Raw genomic sequence first — 12155 nt, 5'->3', positions numbered from 1 at the left:
CACCAACCCGGGTCTCGACCTCAAGGACTTCATCGGCACCAAGTTCACCACCGGCCCCGACGGCAAGCTCTACCAGCTGCCCGACCAGCAGTTCGCCAACCTCTACTGGTTCCGCGCCGACCTGTTCGCGCGCCAGGACCTGAAGGACAAGTTCAAGGCCAAGTACGGCTACGACCTCGGCGTGCCGCTGAACTGGAGCGCCTACGAGGACATCGCCGAGTTCTTCACCAACGACGTGAAGACCATCGACGGCAAGCCCATCTACGGCCACATGGACTACGGCAAGAAGGACCCGTCGCTGGGCTGGCGCTTCACCGACGCCTGGCTCTCCATGGCCGGCACCGCCGACATCGGCACGCCCAACGGACTGCCGATCGACGAATGGGGCATCCGCGTGGCCGCCGACAAGTGCACGCCGGTGGGTGCCTCGGTGGCGCGCGGCGGCGCGACCAACTCCCCGGCGGCCGTCTACGCGCTCACCAAGTACGTGGACTGGATGAAGAAGTACGCGCCCAAGGAAGCCACGGGCATGACCTTTGGCGAGGCCGGCCCGGTGCCCGCCCAGGGCCAGATCGCGCAGCAGATCTTCTGGTACACGGCCTTCACCGCCGACATGACCAAGCCGGGACTGCCGGTGGTCAATGCCGACGGCACGCCCAAGTGGCGCATGGCCCCCGGCCCCAACGGCCCGTACTGGAAGCAGGGCATGCAGAACGGCTACCAGGACGTGGGCTCCTGGACCTTCTTCAAGAACCACGACGCCAACCGCACCGCGGCGGCCTGGCTGTACGCGCAGTTCATCACCGCCAAGACCACCTCGCTGAAGAAGACCATCGTCGGCCTCACGCCGATCCGCGAGAGCGACATCCAGAGCAAGGCCATGACCGACATGGCGCCCAAGCTCGGGGGGCTGGTGGAGTTCTACCGCTCGCCCGCGCGTGTGGCCTGGAGCCCCACAGGCACCAACGTGCCCGACTACCCCAAGCTCGCGCAGCTGTGGTGGCAGAACGTGGCGCAGGCCGTCACGGGTGAAAAAACGCCGCAGCAGGCCATGGACGGCCTGGCCGACCAGATGGACCAGGTGATGGCCCGCCTGGAGCGCGCCGGCATGGAACGCTGCGCGCCCAAGCTCAATCCCAAGGGCGACCCCAACAAGTGGCTGAGCGACAAGGCCGCGCCCTGGAAGAAGCTGGCGAACGAGAAGCCCAAGGGCGAGACCATCGCCTACGATCAGCTGCTCAACGCCTGGAAAGCGGGCAAGGTCCGCTGACCGATATCCTGCGCCGCGTTGCCCCGGGCGCCTCATGCCCGGGGCCCGTCCGCCCTGTTTCGCATGAACCGAGAACAACGACTCGCCTCCCTCGCCGAGACCGAACGCTTCGACCTGGTGGTCGTGGGCGGTGGTGCCACCGGCCTGGGCGTGGCGCTCGACGCCGCGCTGCGCGGCTTCTCCGTCGCCTTGTTCGAATCGCATGATTTCGCCGGCGGCACGTCTTCGCGCGCCACCAAGCTGCTGCACGGTGGCGTGCGCTACCTCGCGCAAGGCAACGTGGCCCTGGTGCGCGAGGCCCTGGCCGAGCGCACCACGGTCATGGCCATCGCGCCCCACCTGGCGCAGCCGCTGCCTTTCGTCATGCCCAGCCACCAGTGGTGGCAGACGCCGTTCTACGGCATCGGGCTCAAGCTGTACGACCTGCTGGCCGGGCGCGCCGGCCTGGGATCCACCGAGTTCCTCGACCGCGCCCACACCCTGGAGGCCCTACCGGGCGTGAACCCCCAGGGCCTCAAGGGCGGCGTGCGCTACTGGGACGGCCAGTTCGACGACGCGCGCCTGGCCATCGCGCTGGCGCGCACCGCCGAGGCCGCGGGCGCGTCGGTGTTCAACCACGCCGAGGTGAGCGCCATCGCCACCGACGGCGACGGGCACGCGCTCACCGTGAAGGACCGCGTGGGCGGCGCCGAACACCGGGTGCGCGCGCGCTGCGTGGTCAACGCCACCGGCGTCTGGGTCGACGCCCTGCGCGAGGCCGCGGGCACGCCCTCGCACATGGTGCGGCCCAGCCAGGGCGTGCACCTGGTGGTCGACCGCGACTTTCTGGGCGGGGAGCACGCGCTGCTGGTGCCCAGGACCCGCGACGGCCGCGTGCTGTTCGCCGTGCCCTGGCTGGGCAAACTGATCCTGGGGACCACCGACACGCCGCGCCAGGACCTGGCGCGCGAGCCCGAACCGTTCGCGCAAGAGCTGAGCTTCATCCTCGACGAAGCCTCGCGTGCGCTCAGTCGGCCGGTGCGACGTGCCGACATCCGCAGCGCCTGGGTCGGCCTGCGCCCGCTGGTGGCGCCGCCGAGCGACGGCGGCGCCGGTACCAAGGCGCTGTCGCGCGAGCACACGGTGGTGGTCGACCGCAACGGGCTGGTCACGGTCACCGGTGGCAAATGGACCACCTACCGCGCCATGGCCGAGGACGTCCTGCAGCAGTGCTTCGACGCCGGCCGCCTGCCGCCCCGCGCCGGTGGGCAGAGCGCCAGGCACCGGCTGGTGGGCGCGCCGGTGCGCGCATCGGTGCCGATCCATGCCGCGCCCGGCTGGCACCTGTACGGCACCGAGGCCGAGCGGGTGCGTGGCCTGCCCGGCGCCGACCAGGCGCTGGGCCTGGGCCTGCACGCCGCGATGGTGCGGTTCGCAGTTCGTTGTGAGCATGCGCTCACTGTTGAAGATGTGTTGGCCCGCCGCTGGCGCGCACTCTTCCTGGACGCCATCCAGGCGGCGCGCATGGCGGGCTCGGTGGCCGCCATCCTGCGCGACGAGGGCATCGCCGATCCGCGCACTGACGACTTCCTGGCGCTCGCCCACCGTTACGCCGCGCCCGGCCTTTGACGCAGTCTTCGATTCATGCCATAATGCGCGGCTTCGCTCCCTTTTGGGGGTGATGTATCTTGGCGAAAGCCTTCTGCCCACCGAAGGGTGGCCTCCGCCGCGGCAGCAGCCGCTTGCAGTGGAAGCCCTCCAACGACGGGCCCAAGACTGATCGCTGCTGTCCGTGGTGGACAACAGCATTCAAGTTGGGACTTAAATCAAATGATTCAAACGCAATCTCGACTCGATGTTGCTGACAACACGGGTGCGAAATCCGTGATGTGCATCAAGGTGCTCGGCGGCTCCAAGCGCCGCTACGCCAGCGTGGGCGATGTCATCAAGGTCAGCATCAAGGAAGCAGCGCCTCGCGGCCGCGTCAAAAAGGGCGAGGTCTACAACGCCGTGGTGGTGCGCACCGCCAAGGGCATTCGCCGCCAGGACGGCGCACTGATCAAGTTCGATGGCAACGCGGCTGTGTTGCTCAACGCCAAGCTGGAGCCCATCGGCACCCGCATCTTCGGCCCGGTGACGCGCGAGTTGCGCACCGAGAAGTTCATGAAGATCGTGTCGCTGGCCCCTGAGGTCCTCTGAGGTAAGCAGCATGAACAAGATTCGCAAAGGTGACCAGGTCATCGTCCTCACGGGGCGCGACAAGGGCAAGCGCGGCACGGTGCTCGAGCGCACCGACGAGCAGCATGTCGTGGTCGAGGGCGTCAACGTCGTCAAGAAGCACGCCAAGCCCAACCCGATGAAGGGTGTGACCGGCGGCATCGTCGAGAAGACCATGCCCATCGATCAGTCCAACGTGGCGATTTTCAACGCGGTGACCGGCAAGGCCGACCGCGTGGGCATCAAGGTTCAGGCCGATGGCAAGCGCGTTCGCGTCTACAAGTCCAGCGGCGAAGAGATCAAGGTGGCATGACCATGGCACGTTTCAAGCAACACTACGCCGAGAAGGTGGCGCCCGAGCTGACCAAGAAGTTCGGCTACAAGTCGCCGATGGAGGTGCCGCGCATCACCAAGATCACGCTCAACATGGGCGTGAGCGAGGCGGTCGCCGACAAGAAGGTGATGGACAACGCCGTGGGCGACCTCACCAAGATCGCTGGCCAGAAGCCCGTCGTGACCAAGGCCAAGAAGGCCATCGCCGGCTTCAAGATCCGTGAGCAACAGGCCATCGGCTGCATGGTCACGCTGCGCGGCGCCCGCATGTACGAATTCCTCGACCGCTTCGTCACCGTGGCCCTGCCCCGCGTGCGCGACTTCCGCGGTATCTCGGGTCGTTCGTTCGATGGCCGTGGCAACTACAACATCGGCGTCAAGGAACAGATCATCTTCCCCGAGATCGAGTACGACAAGGTCGATGCCCTGCGTGGCCTGAACATCAGCATCACGACGACCGCCAAGACCGACGAAGAGTGCAAGGCTCTGCTGGCGGGTTTCCGTTTCCCCTTCAAGAACTGAGGTGGCGTGTGGCTAAACAAGCACTGCTCCAACGTGAACTCAAGCGCGAGAAGCTCGCCGCCAAGTTCGCCAAGAAATACAACGAGCTCAAGGCCATCGCCGGCGACGCCAAGAAGTCGGACGAAGAGCGCGACGCCGCCCGCCTGGCCCTGCAAAAGTTGCCCCGCAACGCGAACCCGACCCGTCAGCGCAACCGCTGCGAGATCACCGGTCGCCCGCGTGGCACCTTCAACCACTTCGGCCTGGCCCGCGCCAAGGTCCGCGAAATGGCTTTTGCCGGTGAAATTCCCGGCATCACCAAAGCCAGCTGGTAAGCCTTAGGAGAACCCCACATGAGCATGAGTGATCCTATCGCCGACATGTTGACCCGTGTCCGCAACGCGCAGATGGTCGAAAAGGCCACCGTGGCGATGCCGGCGTCGAAAGTGAAAGCGGCGATCGCCCAGGTCCTGAAGGACGAGGGCTACATCGAAGACTTCAAGGTGGTCAACGAAGGCGGCAAGAGCGAGCTGGTCATCACCCTGAAGTACTACGCCGGCCGTCCCGTGATCGAGCGCATCGAGCGCGTGAGCCGTCCCGGCCTGCGCGTCTACCGTGGCCGCAACGCCATTCCCCAGGTCCAGAACGGCCTCGGCGTGGCGATCGTGACCACCCCGCGCGGCGTCATGACCGATCGCAAGGCGCGCGCCACCGGTGTCGGTGGTGAAGTGCTGTGCTACGTGGCCTGATGCGGGCATCGAGGAGAGACTGAAATGTCACGTATTGGAAAACTGCCGATCACGGTTCCCACCGGGGTCGAGGTCGTTCTCAAGGACGGCCTGATCAACGTCAAGGGCGCCAACGGTGCCCTGAGCCTGGCCGCCAACGCGCTGGTCAAGATCGACATCAACGCCGGCAAGGTGACCTTCGCGCCGGTCGACGAGTCGCGCGAGGCGAACGCCATGTCGGGCACCATGCGTCAGCTGGTCAACAACATGGTCACCGGTGTCAGCAAGGGCTTCGAGAAGAAGCTCAACCTGGTCGGCGTGGGTTTCAAGGCCCAGGCCCAGGGCGCCAAGCTCAACCTCACGGTGGGCTTCTCGCACCCGGTGATCATGGACATGCCCGCCGGCATCAAGGTGGAAACGCCCGCGCCCACGGAAATCGTGATCAAGGGTGCCGACCGCCAGCGCGTCGGCCAGATCGCGTCGGAAGTGCGCGCCGTGCGTCCGCCCGAGCCCTACAAAGGCAAGGGCATCCGCTATGCGGATGAGAAGGTCGTGATCAAGGAAACCAAGAAGAAATAAGGAGTCCGATCATGCTGACCAAGAAAGAACAACGCCTGCGCCGCGCGCGCCAGACCCGCATTCGCATCGCCCAGCAAGGCGCGGTGCGCCTGACGGTGAACCGCACCAACCTGCACATCTACGCCAACGTCGTGTCCGCCGACGGCTCGCGCATCCTCGCCTCGGCTTCCACGGCCGAGAAGGAAGTGCGCGCCCAACTGGGCGCCTCGGGCAAGGGTGGCAACGCCGCCGCTGCCGCCGTCATCGGCAAGCGCATCGCCGAGAAGGCGAAGGCCGCCGGCATCGAGAAAGTGGCGTTCGACCGCTCGGGCTTTGCCTACCACGGCCGCGTCAAGGCCCTTGCAGACGCCGCCCGCGAGGCCGGCCTGCAGTTCTGATGAAACGGGATCAACGACATGGCTAAGTTTCAGGCAAACATCAAGAACGAAGCGAACGAGGACGGTCTGCGCGAAAAGATGATCGCGATCAACCGCGTGACCAAGGTGGTCAAGGGCGGTCGCATCCTCGGTTTCGCAGCGCTCACCGTCGTCGGCGACGGCGATGGCCGCGTGGGCATGGGCAAGGGCAAGGCGCGTGAAGTGCCGGTGGCCGTGCAGAAGGCCATGGAGCAGGCCCGCCGCAACATGATCAAGGTGTCGCTCAAGGATGGCTCCCTGCACCATGCGGTGCACGGCGAACACGGCGCCTCGAACGTGATGATGCTGCCGGCCGTCAAGGGTACCGGCATCATCGCCGGCGGCCCGATGCGCGCCGTCTTCGAAGTGCTGGGCGTGACCGACGTCGTGGCCAAGAGCCACGGTTCGAGCAACCCCTACAACCTGGTGCGCGCCACGCTGGACGCGCTCGAGAAGTCCACCACCCCGGCCGAGGTCGCCGCCAAGCGCGGCAAGACGGTCGAGGAAATCCTGGGCTGAGAGGAATCCCCATGAGCACTCCCAACACCCTGAAGGTCCAGCTCGTGCGCAGCCCCATCGGCTGCAAGCAGAGCCACCGCGACACCGTGCGCGGCCTGGGCCTGCGCAAGCTCAACAGCATCAGCGAACTGCAGGACACCCCGGCCGTGCGCGGCATGATCAACAAGATCAGCTACCTGGTCAAAGTCCTCTGATCGGAGACGACGACATGGAACTCAACAACATCAAGCCAGCCGAAGGCGCCAAGCACGTGAAGCGTCGCGTGGGCCGCGGCATCGGTTCGGGCCTGGGCAAGACTGCGGGTCGCGGCCACAAAGGCCAGAAATCGCGCGCCGGTGGCTATCACAAGGTGGGCTTCGAAGGCGGCCAGATGCCGATGCAGCGCCGTCTGCCCAAGCGTGGCTTCAAGTCCGCGCTGCTGCAGTTCAACGCCGAAGTGACCCTGGGCCAGCTCAACGCGATCGAGGCCGCCGAGATCGACGTTCTGGTGCTCAAGCAGCTCGGCCTCGTGCCCCAGCTCGCCAAGCGCGTGAAGGTCATCAAGTCCGGTGAGATCACGCGCGCCGTGACGCTCAAGGACGTGCTGCCGACCGCTGGCGCCAAGGCCGCGATCGAAGCCGCCGGCGGCAAAGTCGCCGCGGCCGCCTGAACACGCCCGTTCGAAAGGACCTCGTGGCAACCGCTTCCCCGTCCCTGGCCAAGACCGGCAAGTACGGCGACCTGCGTCGCCGGCTGGTCTTCCTGCTGCTGGCGCTGGTGGTGTACCGCATCGGCGCGCACATTCCTGTGCCGGGCATCAATCCGGAGCAGCTCCAACAGCTCTTCCAAGGGCAGCAGGGCGGCATCCTGAGCCTGTTCAACATGTTCTCGGGCGGCGCGCTTTCGCGCTTCACCGTGTTCGCGTTGGGCATCATGCCGTACATCTCGGCCTCCATCATCATGCAGCTCATGACGTACGTGATCCCCACGTTCGAGCAGCTGAAGAAGGAGGGCGAGGCGGGCCGCCGCAAGATCACCCAGTACACGCGCTACGGCACGTTGGCGCTGGCGATCTTCCAGGCCATGGGCATTGCGCTGGCGTTGGAAGGCCAGGCGGGTCTCGTGATCGATCCGGGCATGGGCTTTCGCCTCACGGCGGTGGTGAGCCTGGTGGCGGGCACGATGTTCCTGATGTGGCTCGGCGAGCAGATCACCGAGCGCGGCCTGGGCAACGGCATTTCGCTGCTGATCTTCGCTGGTATCGCGGCGGGTCTGCCCAATGCGGTCGGCGGTCTGCTCGAACTCGTGCGCACGGGTGCCATGAATGTGCTGGTGGCGCTGTTCATCATCGCGCTGGTGATCCTGGTCACCTATTTCGTGGTGTTCGTGGAACGTGGCCAGCGCAAGATTCTGGTGAACTACGCGCGCCGTCAGGTGGGCAACAAGGTGTACGGCGGTCAGTCGTCGCACCTGCCGCTCAAGCTGAACATGGCTGGCGTGATCCCGCCGATCTTTGCCTCGTCCATCATCCTGCTGCCCACCACGGTGGTGAGCTGGCTGAGCACGGGTGACTCGACCCGCTGGCTGCGCGACCTGGCTTCGGCCCTGTCGCCCGGGCAGCCGATCTACGTGGCGCTGTACGCGGCGGCCATCATCTTTTTCTGCTTCTTCTACACCGCCCTGGTCTTCAACAGCCGGGAAACCGCGGACAACCTGAAGAAGAGTGGCGCCTTCATCCCCGGTATTCGTCCGGGCGACCAGACGGCCCGCCACATCGACAAGATCCTGCTTCGGCTGACGTTTGCCGGTGCGATCTATATCACCGCGGTGTGCCTGCTGCCCGAGTTCCTGATCCTGGAATACAACGTGCCCTTCTACTTCGGTGGTACGTCCCTCCTGATCATCGTGGTCGTGACCATGGATTTCATGGCCCAGGTGCAAAACTACATGATGTCGCAGCAGTACGAATCGCTGCTCAAGAAAGCGAATTTCAAGACTTCCCTCGGCAACTGAACCATGGCCAAGGACGACGTGATCGAAATGCAGGGTGAGGTGGTTGAAAACCTCCCCAACGCGACTTTCCGCGTCAAGCTCGAAAACGGGCACGTGGTCCTCGGCCACATCTCCGGCAAGATGCGCATGCACTACATCCGCATCCTGCCTGGCGACAAGGTCAAAGTGGAGCTCACGCCCTACGACCTGACCCGTGCCCGCATCGTGTTCCGCGCCAAGTGAAGCGCCTGTACTGAACGTTTACCGGATTTCTAGGAGAAGAAAATGAGAGTTTCGGCTTCGGTCAAGAAGATGTGCCGCAACTGCAAGATCATCAAACGCCACGGCGTCGTGCGTGTGATCTGCACCGATCCCCGCCACAAGCAGCGTCAAGGCTGATCGATTCGTCAAGAGGATTCACATGGCTCGTATTGCAGGCATCAACATTCCGCCGCACAAGCACGCCGAGATCGGCCTGACGGCGATCTTCGGTATCGGCCGCACCCGCGCTCGCCAGATCTGCGACGCGTGCGGCATCGCGTACAGCAAGAAGATCAAGGACCTCTCCGACGCGGAGCTCGAGAAGGTGCGTGACCAGGTGGGCACGTTCACCATCGAGGGTGACCTGCGCCGCGAGACCACGATGAACATCAAGCGCCTGATGGACATCGGCTGCTACCGTGGCTTCCGCCATCGCCGCGGCCTGCCGATGCGTGGTCAGCGCACCAAGACCAACGCACGCACGCGCAAGGGTCCGCGCAAGGCCGCCCAGTCGCTGAAGAAGTAATCGGTTCGAAGGAAAACCATGGCCAAGTCCCCCTCCAGCAGCGCCGCCGCCCGCGTTCGCAAGAAAGTCCGCAAGAACATCGCGGACGGCATTGCGCACGTGCACGCGTCGTTCAACAACACCATCATCACCATCACCGACCGCCAGGGCAACGCGCTGTCGTGGGCGTCGTCGGGTGGCCAGGGCTTCAAGGGTTCGCGCAAGTCGACCCCCTTCGCGGCCCAGGTGGCCTCCGAAGTGGCCGGCCGCGCCGCGATGGAACAGGGCATCAAGAACCTCGACGTCGAAATCAAGGGTCCCGGCCCGGGTCGCGAGTCGTCGGTGCGTGCGCTGGGTGCCCTGGGCATCCGCATCACTTCGATTTCCGACGTGACGCCCGTGCCCCACAACGGCTGCCGCCCCCAGAAGCGCCGCCGCATCTGAGCCCGTCTTTACCTGGCGTCTGGCTTCGCGCTAGAATGTCGGGTTCTCCGAGCGCCACCGCAGTCATGCTGCGGTGGCATTTTTGCTAAGCCCACCGCCCCCGCCATCGCGGGATGGCTCCCGCAATCACAGTCCCTGTGGGTTGCGGCAGACGACAAAAGGAAACCAACGTGGCACGTTACCTCGGCCCCAAGGCCAAACTGTCCCGTCGCGAAGCCAGCGACCTGCTGCTCAAGAGCGCGCGCCGCTCGATCAGCGACAAGGCCAAGTTCGACTCCAAGCCCGGCCAGCACGGCCGCACCTCGGGCCAGCGCACCTCCGACTTTGGCGTGCAGCTGCGTGAGAAGCAGAAGGTCAAGCGCACCTACGGCGTGCTCGAGCGCCAGTTCCGCCGCTACTTCGCCGAGGCCGACCGCCGCCGCGGCAACACCGGCGCCAACCTGCTGTTCCTGCTCGAGTCGCGCCTGGACAACGTCGTGTTCCGCATGGGCTTCGCCTCCACCCGCGCCGAAGCGCGTCAGATCGTGTCGCACAAGGCCATCACGGTGAACGGCCAGTCGGTCAACATCCCGTCCTTCCTGGTCAAGGCCGGTGACGTGGTCGCTGTGCGCGAGAAGTCCAAGAAGCAGGCCCGCGTGATCGAGGCGCTGGAACTGGCCCAGCAGATCGGCTTCCCCGGTTGGGTCGAAGTGTCGGTCGACAAGGTCGAAGGCGTCTTCAAGAAGACCCCTGACCGCGATGAATTCGGCTCGGACATCAACGAGTCGCTCATCGTCGAACTGTATTCGCGTTAATCCCGTCCCCGGCCGGGCGCGGCATCCGCTGCGTCGCCGGGCCATTCCATGCTCCGTCTGCCTTATCGGTGTAACGAGCCGAGGGAACTGAAGGAAGTCTGAATGCTGAACAACCTGCTCAAGCCCAAGTCCATCAACGTCGAGCAACTCTCGGCCAATCGCGCCAAGGTCACGCTGGAGCCCTTCGAACGTGGCTACGGGCACACCCTGGGCAACGCCCTGCGCCGCGTGCTGCTGTCGTCCATGGTGGGCCATGCCCCCACCGAAGTGACCATCGCTGGCGTGGTGCACGAATACTCGTCCATCGACGGCGTTCAGGAAGACGTGGTCAACCTGCTGCTCAACCTCAAGGGCGTGGTGTTCAAGCTCCACAACCGCGACGAGGTGACCCTGAGTCTGCGCAAGGACGGTGAGGGGGTCGTGACGGCCGCCGACATCCAGACCCCGCACGACGTCGAGATCGTCAACCCCGACCACGTCATCGCCACGCTGTCGGCCGGTGCCAAACTGGACATGCAGATCAAGGTCGAGAAGGGCCGCGGCTACGTGCCCGGCACCCTGCGCCGCGGCGACGAAGCCGCCCGCTCGATCGGCCGCATCGTCCTCGACGCCTCTTTCTCGCCGGTCAAGCGCGTGAGCTACACGGTGGAAAGCGCCCGCGTCGAGCAGCGCACCGACCTCGACAAGCTCGTGCTCGAGATCGAGACCAACGGCTCCATTGGCCCCGAAGAGGCCGTGCGCGCCTCGGCCAAGATCCTCGTTGAACAGCTCGCCGTGTTCGCCCAGCTGGAAGGCGCCGACCTCTTCACCGAGGCCCCGCAACAGCGCAGCTCGCAGCAGTTCGATCCGATCCTGCTGCGTCCCGTGGACGAGCTCGAGCTCACCGTGCGTTCGGCGAACTGCCTGAAGGCCGAGAACATCTATTACATCGGTGACCTGATTCAGCGCACCGAGAACGAGCTGCTCAAGACCCCGAACCTGGGCCGCAAGTCGCTCAACGAAATCAAGGAAGTGTTGGCCTCGCGTGGTCTCACGCTGGGCATGAAGCTCGAGAACTGGCCGCCCGCCGGCCTCGACAAGCACTGATCTCAACCCTGAGCCTTCGGGCCAGGCCATGACGAACCGCCGGTACCTGATACGGCCGGCGGCAAAAGACGGAAAGGAAACACCATGCGTCACGGACACGGACTTCGCAAACTCAACCGCACCAGCGAGCACCGCCTGGCGATGCTGCGCAACATGATGAACTCGCTGCTCACGCACGAGGCCATCAAGACCACGCTGCCCAAGGCCAAGGAACTGCGCCGGGTCGTCGAACCCATGATCACCCTGGCCAAGGAGCCGACGGTGGCGAACCGCCGCCTCGCCTTCAACCGCCTGCGCGACCGCGATGTGGTGGTCAAGCTGTTCGACGAACTCGGCCCGCGCTTCAAGGCCCGTCCCGGTGGCTACACCCGCATCCTGAAGATGGGTTTCCGCGTGGGCGACAACGCGCCCATGGCCCTGGTGGAGCTGGTTGACCGCGCCGAACCGGCCGGTGAAGCCGATAAAGCGTGATATAATTTTTGGCTTGACGCGGAGTGGAGCAGCCTGGTAGCTCGTTGGGCTCATAACCCAAAGGTCGCAAGTTCAAATCTTGCCTCCGCAACCAACAAAATC

The 12155-nt window shown here is 65.2% G+C and carries 20 protein-coding genes and 1 tRNA gene; all 21 read left to right on the top strand.

The window, feature by feature from the left end:
* On the top strand, positions 1–1270 hold a 1270-nt coding region (locus tag BGO22_RS12175), incomplete at its 5' end, for an ABC transporter substrate-binding protein (protein WP_286851031.1).
* 63 nt (positions 1271–1333) lie between these two features.
* Positions 1334–2878: a glycerol-3-phosphate dehydrogenase/oxidase gene (locus tag BGO22_RS12170; RefSeq protein WP_286851029.1), complete on the top strand. Its 1545-nt coding sequence runs from the start codon at positions 1334–1336 to the stop codon at positions 2876–2878.
* Between the two features lie 201 nt (positions 2879–3079).
* On the top strand, positions 3080–3448 hold the full coding sequence (gene rplN / locus BGO22_RS12165; protein ID WP_009514936.1) for a 50S ribosomal protein L14: 369 nt from the start codon (positions 3080–3082) through the stop codon (positions 3446–3448).
* Between the two features lie 10 nt (positions 3449–3458).
* A complete protein-coding gene (rplX, locus tag BGO22_RS12160; RefSeq protein WP_070399516.1) occupies positions 3459–3779 on the top strand; it encodes a 50S ribosomal protein L24 in 321 nt (106 codons plus the stop codon).
* Positions 3776–4321 (top strand): 50S ribosomal protein L5, encoded by a 546-nt coding sequence (rplE, locus tag BGO22_RS12155; RefSeq protein ID WP_416186972.1) that lies wholly within the window; start codon positions 3776–3778, stop codon positions 4319–4321. The genes rplX and rplE overlap by 4 nt, the downstream gene beginning before the upstream one ends.
* Positions 4322–4329: 8 nt before the next feature.
* Positions 4330–4635, top strand: a complete 306-nt coding sequence (rpsN, locus tag BGO22_RS12150; protein WP_070399517.1) for a 30S ribosomal protein S14 — start codon at positions 4330–4332, stop codon at positions 4633–4635.
* A gap of 18 nt (positions 4636–4653) precedes the next feature.
* Positions 4654–5049 carry a 30S ribosomal protein S8 gene (gene rpsH, locus BGO22_RS12145; RefSeq protein ID WP_070399518.1) on the top strand — a complete coding sequence of 132 codons (396 nt, stop codon included), beginning with the start codon at positions 4654–4656 and terminating at the stop codon, positions 5047–5049.
* A gap of 24 nt (positions 5050–5073) precedes the next feature.
* Positions 5074–5607 carry a 50S ribosomal protein L6 gene (gene rplF, locus BGO22_RS12140; RefSeq protein ID WP_116959788.1) on the top strand — a complete coding sequence of 178 codons (534 nt, stop codon included), beginning with the start codon at positions 5074–5076 and terminating at the stop codon, positions 5605–5607.
* A gap of 11 nt (positions 5608–5618) precedes the next feature.
* Positions 5619–5984: a 50S ribosomal protein L18 gene (rplR, locus tag BGO22_RS12135; protein ID WP_070399520.1), complete on the top strand. Its 366-nt coding sequence runs from the start codon at positions 5619–5621 to the stop codon at positions 5982–5984.
* 18 nt (positions 5985–6002) lie between these two features.
* Positions 6003–6521: a 30S ribosomal protein S5 gene (gene rpsE, locus BGO22_RS12130; protein ID WP_070399521.1), complete on the top strand. Its 519-nt coding sequence runs from the start codon at positions 6003–6005 to the stop codon at positions 6519–6521.
* An 11-nt stretch (positions 6522–6532) separates the two neighbouring features.
* Complete coding sequence (gene rpmD / locus BGO22_RS12125; protein ID WP_070399522.1) at positions 6533–6715, top strand: 50S ribosomal protein L30; 183 nt, start codon at positions 6533–6535, stop codon at positions 6713–6715.
* A 14-nt stretch (positions 6716–6729) separates the two neighbouring features.
* On the top strand, positions 6730–7170 hold the full coding sequence (rplO, locus tag BGO22_RS12120; RefSeq protein ID WP_070399523.1) for a 50S ribosomal protein L15: 441 nt from the start codon (positions 6730–6732) through the stop codon (positions 7168–7170).
* A gap of 23 nt (positions 7171–7193) precedes the next feature.
* The gene (secY, locus tag BGO22_RS12115) at positions 7194–8513 is read left to right on the top strand and encodes a preprotein translocase subunit SecY (protein WP_070399524.1); all 1320 of its coding nucleotides are present in this window, start codon (positions 7194–7196) and stop codon (positions 8511–8513) included.
* Between the two features lie 3 nt (positions 8514–8516).
* On the top strand, positions 8517–8735 hold the full coding sequence (gene infA, locus BGO22_RS12110) for a translation initiation factor IF-1 (RefSeq protein ID WP_009514918.1): 219 nt from the start codon (positions 8517–8519) through the stop codon (positions 8733–8735).
* Between the two features lie 42 nt (positions 8736–8777).
* Positions 8778–8891 (top strand): 50S ribosomal protein L36, encoded by a 114-nt coding sequence (gene rpmJ / locus BGO22_RS12105; protein WP_009514917.1) that lies wholly within the window; start codon positions 8778–8780, stop codon positions 8889–8891.
* 22 nt (positions 8892–8913) lie between these two features.
* Positions 8914–9279 carry a 30S ribosomal protein S13 gene (gene rpsM / locus BGO22_RS12100; protein ID WP_009514915.1) on the top strand — a complete coding sequence of 122 codons (366 nt, stop codon included), beginning with the start codon at positions 8914–8916 and terminating at the stop codon, positions 9277–9279.
* An 18-nt stretch (positions 9280–9297) separates the two neighbouring features.
* Positions 9298–9702, top strand: a complete 405-nt coding sequence (gene rpsK, locus BGO22_RS12095; RefSeq protein ID WP_009514913.1) for a 30S ribosomal protein S11 — start codon at positions 9298–9300, stop codon at positions 9700–9702.
* Between the two features lie 170 nt (positions 9703–9872).
* A complete protein-coding gene (rpsD, locus tag BGO22_RS12090) occupies positions 9873–10496 on the top strand; it encodes a 30S ribosomal protein S4 (protein ID WP_286851009.1) in 624 nt (207 codons plus the stop codon).
* 102 nt (positions 10497–10598) lie between these two features.
* A complete protein-coding gene (locus tag BGO22_RS12085; RefSeq protein ID WP_070399526.1) occupies positions 10599–11582 on the top strand; it encodes a DNA-directed RNA polymerase subunit alpha in 984 nt (327 codons plus the stop codon).
* 84 nt (positions 11583–11666) lie between these two features.
* A complete protein-coding gene (gene rplQ / locus BGO22_RS12080) occupies positions 11667–12053 on the top strand; it encodes a 50S ribosomal protein L17 (protein ID WP_286851006.1) in 387 nt (128 codons plus the stop codon).
* A 17-nt stretch (positions 12054–12070) separates the two neighbouring features.
* Positions 12071–12147 (top strand) — tRNA-Met (locus tag BGO22_RS12075).
* Positions 12148–12155 lie beyond the last annotated feature (8 nt).

Source organism: Hydrogenophaga sp. 70-12 (assembly GCF_001897365.1).
Classification (GTDB): Bacteria; Pseudomonadota; Gammaproteobacteria; order Burkholderiales; family Burkholderiaceae_C; genus Hydrogenophaga; species Hydrogenophaga borbori.
This window is presented reverse-complemented; position numbering and strand designations above follow the sequence as displayed.

What these genes read in the sequence shown, in the direction of transcription:
- rpmJ (WP_009514917.1), top strand. Translation starts at nt 8,778, where the DNA reads ATGAGAGTTTCGGCTTCGGTCAAGAAGATGTGCCGCAACTGCAAGATC.
- rpmD (WP_070399522.1), top strand. Translation starts at nt 6,533, where the DNA reads ATGAGCACTCCCAACACCCTGAAGGTCCAGCTCGTGCGCAGCCCCATC.
- rpsH (WP_070399518.1), top strand. Translation starts at nt 4,654, where the DNA reads ATGAGCATGAGTGATCCTATCGCCGACATGTTGACCCGTGTCCGCAAC.
- rplX (WP_070399516.1), top strand. Translation starts at nt 3,459, where the DNA reads ATGAACAAGATTCGCAAAGGTGACCAGGTCATCGTCCTCACGGGGCGC.
- rpsE (WP_070399521.1), top strand. Translation starts at nt 6,003, where the DNA reads ATGGCTAAGTTTCAGGCAAACATCAAGAACGAAGCGAACGAGGACGGT.
- rplF (WP_116959788.1), top strand. Translation starts at nt 5,074, where the DNA reads ATGTCACGTATTGGAAAACTGCCGATCACGGTTCCCACCGGGGTCGAG.
- BGO22_RS12085 (WP_070399526.1), top strand. Translation starts at nt 10,599, where the DNA reads ATGCTGAACAACCTGCTCAAGCCCAAGTCCATCAACGTCGAGCAACTC.
- BGO22_RS12170 (WP_286851029.1), top strand. Translation starts at nt 1,334, where the DNA reads ATGAACCGAGAACAACGACTCGCCTCCCTCGCCGAGACCGAACGCTTC.
- rplN (WP_009514936.1), top strand. Translation starts at nt 3,080, where the DNA reads ATGATTCAAACGCAATCTCGACTCGATGTTGCTGACAACACGGGTGCG.
- rplR (WP_070399520.1), top strand. Translation starts at nt 5,619, where the DNA reads ATGCTGACCAAGAAAGAACAACGCCTGCGCCGCGCGCGCCAGACCCGC.
- rplO (WP_070399523.1), top strand. Translation starts at nt 6,730, where the DNA reads ATGGAACTCAACAACATCAAGCCAGCCGAAGGCGCCAAGCACGTGAAG.
- rpsM (WP_009514915.1), top strand. Translation starts at nt 8,914, where the DNA reads ATGGCTCGTATTGCAGGCATCAACATTCCGCCGCACAAGCACGCCGAG.
- rplE (WP_416186972.1), top strand. Translation starts at nt 3,776, where the DNA reads ATGACCATGGCACGTTTCAAGCAACACTACGCCGAGAAGGTGGCGCCC.
- rplQ (WP_286851006.1), top strand. Translation starts at nt 11,667, where the DNA reads ATGCGTCACGGACACGGACTTCGCAAACTCAACCGCACCAGCGAGCAC.
- rpsK (WP_009514913.1), top strand. Translation starts at nt 9,298, where the DNA reads ATGGCCAAGTCCCCCTCCAGCAGCGCCGCCGCCCGCGTTCGCAAGAAA.
- infA (WP_009514918.1), top strand. Translation starts at nt 8,517, where the DNA reads ATGGCCAAGGACGACGTGATCGAAATGCAGGGTGAGGTGGTTGAAAAC.